Consider the following 7829-nt stretch of genomic DNA (forward strand, 5'->3'; position numbering starts at 1 on the left):
GTCAGTTCGGCCCGGCCTTGTAACCGACACCACGGACAGTCACCACGATCTCCGGCCGCTCCGGGTCCTTCTCGACCTTGGACCGCAGCCGCTGCACATGCACGTTGACAAGGCGCGTGTCGGCCGCGTGCCGGTAGCCCCACACCTGCTCGAGCAGAACCTCACGAGTGAACACCTGCCACGGCTTACGGGCCAGCGCCACCAGCAGATCGAACTCCAGCGGCGTCAGCGCGATCGACTGCCCGTCCCGCTTCACGGAGTGACCGGCCACATCGATGACCAGGTCACCGATGGCAAGCTGCTCGGGCGCCGGCTCTTCCGACCTCCGCAGCCGCGCCCGGATCCGCGCGACCAGCTCCTTCGGCTTGAACGGCTTCACGATGTAGTCGTCCGCGCCCGACTCCAGGCCCACGACGACATCGACCGTGTCGCTCTTCGCCGTCAGCATCACGATCGGCACACCCGACTCCGCCCTGATCAGGCGGCACACCTCGATGCCGTCCCGACCGGGCAGCATCAGGTCGAGCAGCACCAGGTCGGGCTTGGTCTCACGGAAAGCAGCCAGCGCCTTGTCGCCGTCGGCCACAAAAGACGGCTCAAAACCTTCACCACGCAGCACAATGCCGAGCATCTCGGCAAGTGCGGTGTCGTCGTCGACGACAAGGACTCGTCCCTTCATAAACGACATCATCCCATTCTCGTAACATTGGCGAAGGTACTGGTGAGGCACGTCACTGGCCCGTGACGATAGTCGTATCCAACCGTCACTGTCTGCCCTGGGCCAGCGGCCCCCTTCAAGACCCGAACGTGAACGGGATCCAGACCGCTCTTCCTCACAGGATCGCAGAACATCCCGTCAACTGAGCGTGACCTCTCGAGACCTGGCACACAGCTCTGCCAGGGCCTCAGCCGTCACAGGGGAAACGGCGCCCTCCTCAGTGACGATCGCCGTCACCAGCTCGGGCGGAGTCACATCGAACGCCGGGTTGTACGCCTGTGTCCCCAGCGGCGCCACCGGAATCCCGCCTCCCGCCTCCGCTCCGGCCACCGGCACATGGGGAGCCGTCACCTCGGTCACCTCATGGCCGGCCCGCTGCTCGACCTCGATCGACGCCCCGTCCGGCGTGTCCGGATCCACCGTCGTCAACGGCGCCACCACGATGAACGGCACATGGTGGTAGCGCGCCAGCACCGCGAGCGGATAGCTCCCCACCTTGTTCGCCACCGAACCGTCGGCCGCGATACGGTCCGCCCCGATCAGCACCGCGTCCACCTCCCCGGCCGCGAACAGCGACCCCGCCGCGTTGTCGGTCAGCAAGGTGTACGCCATGCCGCTGCGCGCCGCCTCGTACGCCGTCAGCCGAGCGCCCTGCAGCAGCGGGCGCGTCTCGTCCACCCACAGCCGCCGCAGCCGGCCCGACCTATGCGCCGCGAGCGCCACCGCGAACGCCGTCCCCTCACCACCCGACACCAACCGCCCGGTGTTGCAGTGTGTGAGGATCCTGTGCCCACCGCCGGGCAGCAGCTCGTCCAGCAGCGCCAGCCCCTTCTCGGCCATCCGCGCACTGGCTTCGGCGTCCTCCTGGTGCAGCGCACGCGCCGCGGCCAGCGCCGCCCGGGCGGACTGCTCCGGGTCACCACTCCTGCCGAGCTCCGCCCGGTACGCGGCCTCGGCCCGGCGCACTCCGACGGCGAGGTTCACCGCGGTGGGCCGGGCGCTCGCCAGCGCGCTCGCGGCGTCGGCCACGTCGAACCCGCGCGCGGCGGCGAGCGCGACCCCGTACGCCCCCGCGATACCCAGCAGTGGCGCCCCGCGCACGGCGAGCGAACGGATCGCCTCCACCAGCGCGGGTGCGTCCGTACACACCAGTTCGACCTCCTCGACCGGCAGCCTCGTCTGGTCGAGAAGGATCACCACCGGGCCCTCGGGTGGCTCCTCCCACCGGATCGCCGGTATCTCGGTCGACTGGTTGTCCTCGCCGGATTGCGCGTGCTGATCAGCCATGCGGTCAGTCTGCCCCTTACCCGGCGGACAATTGAAGGTGTCCACCCCAGACCGCGGCCGGTCACTCGTCGACCACCCCATGGCACGATGGCTGCCAACCTGCCGCCGCGACCGCGGAATGGGCACCGTGAAGGAGCGACGATGAACGACACTCCGGGCTGGGCCTCGCCCGGATCTGCCCCGTCCGACGGACAGCAGCCCGGTCCATCGGGCCCTGCCGAGCCCGCCGACCGGCCCGGCCCCGAACAGCCCGCGGCCCAGCCGGGCCAGGATGCGACAGGCCCCGGCTCGAAGTGGTCCAAGGAACAGCCGCCACCTGCCCAGTGGTCGGCACCCACCGGACCGGCGACCGGCCCCGGCCAGGCCCCACCACCGCCTCCGCCGGGCCCTGGCTGGGGCAACCGACCTCCCGCCGGCCCTGGCGGCTACGGAGGCCCTGGCGCTCCCGGCGGATACAGCGGCTGGGGCGGCGGCTGGGGCGGTCCCCCGCCCGCGGCCAAGCCCGGTGTGATCCCGCTCCGCCCGCTCGGCGTCGGCGAGATCCTCGACGGCGCTGTCTCCACCATGCGCACCTACTGGCGCACGGTTCTGGGCATCGCGCTGACCGTCGCCGTCCTCACTGAGATCATCGTCATCCTGCTCCAGGGCTTCGTCCTGAACGACCGCGCCAGCACCGAGGCCCTCAACGATCCGAGTGCCAGCCTCGACGAGCTGACCCCCGCCCTGGGCGACACCATGATCAGCACGAGCGTCGTCTTCCTGATCTCCCTGATCGGCACCATCGCCGCGACCGCCCTGCTCACGACCGTCACCAGCCGGGCAGTGCTCGGCAAGTCCGTGACCACCGGCGAGGCCTGGCGCGACGCCCGCCCGCAGATGCCAAAGCTGTTCGGCCTGATCTTCCTGCTGCTGCTCATCGCCTTCGGCGTGATCCTCGGCGGCGCGACGCCCGGCATCATCGTGGCCGCGGCTGGTGCCGGTGCCGCCGGTGCCGCCCTCGCCATCCTGGGCAGCCTCGCCGCGGGCGTGGTCGCCCTGTGGCTGATGATCCGCTTCTCCCTCGCCTCGCCGGCGCTGATGCTGGAGAAGCAGAGCATCGTGAAGTCGATGAGCCGCTCCGCGAAACTGGTCCGCGGCTCCTGGTGGCGCGTCTTCGGCATCCAGCTGCTCGCCACGATCATCGCGAACATCGTCGCGTCGATCGTCGTCATCCCCTTCACCTTCCTGGGGGCGGCGGTCAGCGGAGGCGGCATGAGCAACTTCCTCGACACCGGCGGCAGCGACCTCGGCTGGACCTTCCTCATCGTCAGCGGGATCGGGGCGGTGATCGGCTCCATGATCACTTTCCCGATCACAGCCGGCGTCGCCGTGCTCCTCTACATCGACCAGCGCATCCGCCGAGAGGCGCTCGACCTCGAGCTGGCCCGCGCGGCCGGCGTGCAGGACTACGGCACAGGCGCCCCTGGCCCCACTCCGGGGAGCTGATGCGGTGAGCTTGGCGGGGGGAGTCCTCACGGCCGTACCGGAGCGCGTCGCCGACATGGCGGCACGGGCGCTGCTGCGCGCCGGTGAAGCGTCGGCGCTGTCGCGCTCCGACGACGAGCCGCCGTTGACCATCCCGCGCGACCCGGCGCGGGAGGCGGCTCGGCGCGAGCTGTCCAAAGGCATGTACCACGAGAACGACCCCAGCCTGTTCGAGCGGGCGCTGAACGCATTCTGGGACTGGGTCGGCAAGCTGTTCGGCGCCGCCGCTGCCGCCACTCCTGGGGGGACGCTCGGCCTGGTCGTCGTCATCCTGGTCGTCCTCGCCGCCCTGGGTGCCCTGTGGTGGCGCCTGGGCACCCCGCGTCGGGCACCGGTCTCCTCCGCCGCCCTGTTCGACGACCGCCCCCGCAGCGCCGCCGAGCATCGCGCCGCCGCCGAGGCACAGGCAGCCCAGGGCCACTGGAACCAGGCCGTCCAAGGACGCATGCGGGCCATCGTCCGCTCCCTGGAGGAACGCGCCCTCCTCGACGTCCGCCCCGGCCGCACCGCCGACGAGGCCGCCGCGGAAGCGGGCCGCGCCCTGCCTTCCGCTGCGGACCGGCTGAGCGCAGCCGCCCGGGACTTCGACGACGTGACATACGGGGGACGCGCGGCGACCGAGCAGTCGTACCACCGCATCGCCGAACTCGACCGCGACCTCGAGCGCACCAAACCGGTGCTCACCAGCAGCGCCCACAGCGCGGCCCAGAACGCCCGCCAGGGAGCCGCCGAATGACCGCTGAGGCCACGTTCCCGTCCACCTCGGCCTCTCCTACCACCCGCCAGGTGTGGACCCGTACGCGAGGCATCCTGCTCGCCCTCGTGCTGCTCCTGGTCGGAGCCATCTCGATCGCCGTGATCCAGTCCGACGCCCGGCACGGCCGACTCGACCCACGCTCCGCCGACCCCTACGGCAGCCGCGCCGTCGCCGAACTGCTCACCGACCGCGGCGTGTCCACACGCGTGGTCACCACCCTGGACGAGGCCCGCACCGCCGCCGGCCCGGACACCACCCTCCTCGTGGCCGACCCCGATCTGCTGACAGCAGGTCAACAGACCCGTCTGCACGCCGCGACCGATGCCTCCGGCGGACGCAGCATCCTGATCGCGCCCGGCAGCTGGTCCGTCGAACGGCTCGCTCCCGGCGTCATCGCCGACCCTGCCACCAGCCTCGACTCGAGCCTGTCCCCCGACTGCAATCTGCCGGCGGCCCGCCGCGCAGGTAGCGCCGACACCGGCGGCATCCGCTACACGGCCCTCCAGGTCGACGCCGACGAGTGCTACCCCAGCGAGCGCCTGGCCACCCTCGTACGCGTCCCGGCGGCATCCGGGGGCGGCGACACCGTCGTCATCGGTGCGCCCGACATCCTCTTCAACGACCGTCTCGACGAGCAGGGCAACGCCTCGCTCGCCCTCCAACTCCTCGGCTCCCGCCCTCATCTGGTCTGGTACCTCCCCTCGCTCTCCGACTCCACCGCCGCCGACGCCGAGGGCGAGCAAGGCTTCTTCGACCTGCTCCCCTCGGGCTGGCTCTGGGGCACACTTCAGCTCTTCATCGCGGCAGCCCTCGCCGCTCTCTGGCGGGCACGCCGGCTCGGCCCTCTCGTGCCCGAAAATCTCCCCGTGGCGATCCGCGCCTCCGAAACCGTCGAAGGCCGCGCCCGCCTCTACCGCAAGGCCAACGCCCGCGACCGCGCGGCCGCCGCTCTCCGCTCCACCACCCGCACCCGCCTCGCCCCCCTCGTAGGCGTCCCCGTCGCCCAGGCACACGCGCCCGAAGCCCTGCTCCCCGCGCTGTCCGCCCACCTCCACGGCGACGGACAGTCCCTGCACACCCTCCTCTTCGGCCCGCCGCCCAGCGACGACGCCGCGCTCATCGCCCTCGCCGACCAACTCGACGCCCTCGAAAGAGAGGTACGCCGTCCATGATGGACCCGACCACTGACAACGCCGGGCCGACCGAGGACGCGGGCAACGCCCGAGCCGCCCTGGAGGCCCTGCGCGCCGAGATCGCCAAGGCCGTGGTCGGCCAGGATCCCGCCGTGACCGGCCTCGTCGTCGCCCTCCTCTGCCGCGGACACGTTCTCCTTGAAGGAGTTCCTGGGGTCGCCAAAACGTTGCTCGTCCGCGCCCTCGCGTCCGCACTCGAACTCGACACCAAGCGCGTCCAGTTCACCCCGGACCTGATGCCGAGCGATGTGACCGGCTCCCTCGTCTACGACACCCGCACCGCGGAGTTCTCCTTCCAGCCCGGCCCAGTCTTCACCAACCTCCTCCTCGCGGACGAGATCAACCGAACGCCCCCCAAGACCCAGTCATCTCTCCTGGAAGCCATGGAAGAACGCCAGGTCACGGTCGACGGCACCCCCCGCCCGCTCCCCGAGCCCTTCCTGGTCGCGGCGACCCAGAACCCGGTCGAGTACGAGGGCACCTATCCCCTCCCCGAGGCCCAACTGGACCGTTTCCTCCTCAAACTCACGATCCCCCTCCCCTCCCGCCAGGACGAGATCGCCGTCCTCACCCGCCACGCCGATGGCTTCAACCCGCGCGACCTGCGCGCCGCCGGCCTGCGCCCCGTCGCCGGCCCCGCGGCTCTCGAAGCCGCGCGCGCCGCGGTCGCCAAGACCGCCGTCTCCCCTGAAATCACCGGCTACGTCGTGGACATCTGCCGCGCGACCCGCGAATCTCCGTCCCTCACCCTCGGCGTCTCCCCACGCGGCGCCACCGCCCTCCTGGCCACCTCGCGCGCCTGGGCCTGGCTGACCGGCCGCGACTACGTCATCCCCGACGACGTCAAGGCCCTCGCCCTCCCCACGCTCCGCCACCGCGTACAACTCCGCCCGGAAGCCGAGATGGAGGGCGTGACGGCGGACTCCGTCATCAACGCGATCCTCACCCAGGTCCCGGTCCCCCGCTGATGGCCCTCACCGGACGCACAGCACTCCTCGCAGCCCTCGGCTCCCTCCCCGTAGGCATCTGGGAGCCCGGCCTCACAGGCCTCCTCGCCGTGAACGCCCCCTTGGCGCTGGCCTGCGCGTGCGACTTCGCCCTGGCCGCGCCGGTACGACATCTGCGCCTGACCCGCTCCGGCGACACCTCCGCACGCCTGGGCGAGCTGGCCGACGTCACCCTCACGGTCACCAACCCGTCACGCCGCCTGCTCAGGGCCCGCATCCGCGACGCCTGGCCCCCCAGCAGCTGGCAACCCGGCACGGAAATCGCCGCCTCCCGCCATCGCCTCACGGTCCCCGCCGGCGAACGCCGCCGCATCACGACCCGTCTACGCCCCACCCGCCGCGGCGACCGCCAGGCAGACCGCGTCACGATCCGCTCGTACGGCCCTCTCGGCCTCTTCGCCCGCCAGGGCACCCACAAAGTCCCCTGGACAGTCCGCGTCCTGCCCCCCTTCACCAGCCGCAAGCACCTCCCGTCGAAGCTCGCCCGCCTGCGCGAACTCGACGGCCGCACCAGCGTCCTCACCCGCGGAGAAGGCACAGAATTCGACAGCCTGCGCGAGTACGTCCCCGGCGACGACACCCGCTCCATCGACTGGCGCGCCACAGCTCGCCAGACCACGGTCGCCGTACGCACCTGGCGCCCCGAACGCGACCGGCACATCCTCCTGGTCCTCGACACCGGCCGCACCTCGGCCGGCCGCGTCGGCGATGCCCCACGCCTGGACGCCTCAATGGACGCCGCCCTGCTCCTGGCCGCCCTGGCATCCCGCGCCGGCGACCGCGTCGACCTACTCGCATACGACCGCCGGGTACGCGCCCTGGTCCAGGGCCGAGCAGCAGGCGACGTCCTCCCGTCCCTGGTCAACGCGATGGCAACACTCGAACCCGAGCTCGTCGAAACCGATTCCCGAGGTCTTACGGCCACTGCGCTCAGGACGGCCCCCCGCCGCTCCCTGATCGTGCTCCTGACAACTCTGGACGCGGCCCCCGTCGAAGAGGGCTTGCTGCCCGTCCTCGCCCGCCTCACCCAGCGTCACACGGTCCTACTGGCATCCGTCGCAGACCCGAACATCGCCCACATGGCTACGGCACGCGGCAACACAGAAGCCATTTACGAATCCGCAGCCGCCGCCCAGGCCCAAAGCGAACGCCATCGCACAGCGGAACAACTCCGACGTCATGGAGTCACGGTCGTGGACGCGACACCTGATGAGCTGGCTCCAACACTGGCCGATGCATATCTGGCGCTAAAGGCAGCTGGACGCCTTTAGCGAAGCGGGCAGGACCCGGCTGCCAACCCAGAACGCAATTAGGGCCCACACCAAAAGGTGTGGGCCCTAATT

General features: G+C 71.1%; 7 protein-coding genes. 5 read left to right on the forward strand and 2 right to left on the reverse strand.

All coding sequences use genetic code 11. The features are described from left to right. Nucleotide 1 precedes the first annotated feature (1 nt). Nucleotides 2–691: a two-component system response regulator MtrA gene (gene mtrA, locus KCH48_RS33510; RefSeq protein ID WP_210580266.1), complete on the reverse strand. Its 690-nt coding sequence runs from the start codon at nt 689–691 to the stop codon at nt 2–4. 165 nt (nt 692–856) lie between these two features. Further along, the gene (gene mtnA / locus KCH48_RS33515) at nt 857–2005 is read right to left on the reverse strand and encodes an S-methyl-5-thioribose-1-phosphate isomerase (protein WP_210580224.1); all 1149 of its coding nucleotides are present in this window, start codon (nt 2003–2005) and stop codon (nt 857–859) included. A gap of 141 nt (nt 2006–2146) precedes the next feature. On the opposite strand from mtnA, the gene KCH48_RS33520 reads away from it, so the two are divergent. Genes KCH48_RS33520 through KCH48_RS33540 form a run of 5 tightly spaced genes read left to right on the forward strand, consistent with a single transcriptional unit; the run spans nt 2147 to nt 7757 of the window. Further along, a complete protein-coding gene (locus KCH48_RS33520; protein WP_210580226.1) occupies nt 2147–3490 on the forward strand; it encodes a proline-rich domain-containing protein in 1344 nt (447 codons plus the stop codon). A 4-nt stretch (nt 3491–3494) separates the two neighbouring features. Continuing rightward, nucleotides 3495–4265 (forward strand): DUF4129 domain-containing protein, encoded by a 771-nt coding sequence (locus KCH48_RS33525; protein WP_374104738.1) that lies wholly within the window; start codon nt 3495–3497, stop codon nt 4263–4265. Next, nucleotides 4262–5458 carry a DUF4350 domain-containing protein gene (locus tag KCH48_RS33530; RefSeq protein WP_210580228.1) on the forward strand — a complete coding sequence of 399 codons (1197 nt, stop codon included), beginning with the start codon at nt 4262–4264 and terminating at the stop codon, nt 5456–5458. The genes KCH48_RS33525 and KCH48_RS33530 overlap by 4 nt, the downstream gene beginning before the upstream one ends. Continuing rightward, nucleotides 5458–6447, forward strand: coding sequence for a MoxR family ATPase (locus KCH48_RS33535; protein ID WP_210580276.1), 990 nt, complete (start codon nt 5458–5460; stop codon nt 6445–6447). Before KCH48_RS33530 ends, KCH48_RS33535 begins: the two co-directional genes overlap by 1 nt. Beyond that, complete coding sequence (locus tag KCH48_RS33540; protein ID WP_210580230.1) at nt 6447–7757, forward strand: DUF58 domain-containing protein; 1311 nt, start codon at nt 6447–6449, stop codon at nt 7755–7757. The genes KCH48_RS33535 and KCH48_RS33540 overlap by 1 nt, the downstream gene beginning before the upstream one ends. Nucleotides 7758–7829: the final 72 nt, after the last annotated feature.

This window comes from Streptomyces sp. GESEQ-4 (assembly GCF_017948455.1).
Lineage (GTDB): Bacteria > Actinomycetota > Actinomycetes > Streptomycetales > Streptomycetaceae > Streptomyces.

Coding starts and splice junctions, on each gene's coding strand:
- mtrA (WP_210580266.1), bottom strand. CDS start 691: ATGATGTCGTTTATGAAGGGACGAGTCCTTGTCGTCGACGACGACACC.
- mtnA (WP_210580224.1), bottom strand. CDS start 2,005: ATGGCTGATCAGCACGCGCAATCCGGCGAGGACAACCAGTCGACCGAG.
- KCH48_RS33520 (WP_210580226.1), top strand. CDS start 2,147: ATGAACGACACTCCGGGCTGGGCCTCGCCCGGATCTGCCCCGTCCGAC.
- KCH48_RS33530 (WP_210580228.1), top strand. CDS start 4,262: ATGACCGCTGAGGCCACGTTCCCGTCCACCTCGGCCTCTCCTACCACC.
- KCH48_RS33535 (WP_210580276.1), top strand. CDS start 5,458: ATGGACCCGACCACTGACAACGCCGGGCCGACCGAGGACGCGGGCAAC.
- KCH48_RS33540 (WP_210580230.1), top strand. CDS start 6,447: ATGGCCCTCACCGGACGCACAGCACTCCTCGCAGCCCTCGGCTCCCTC.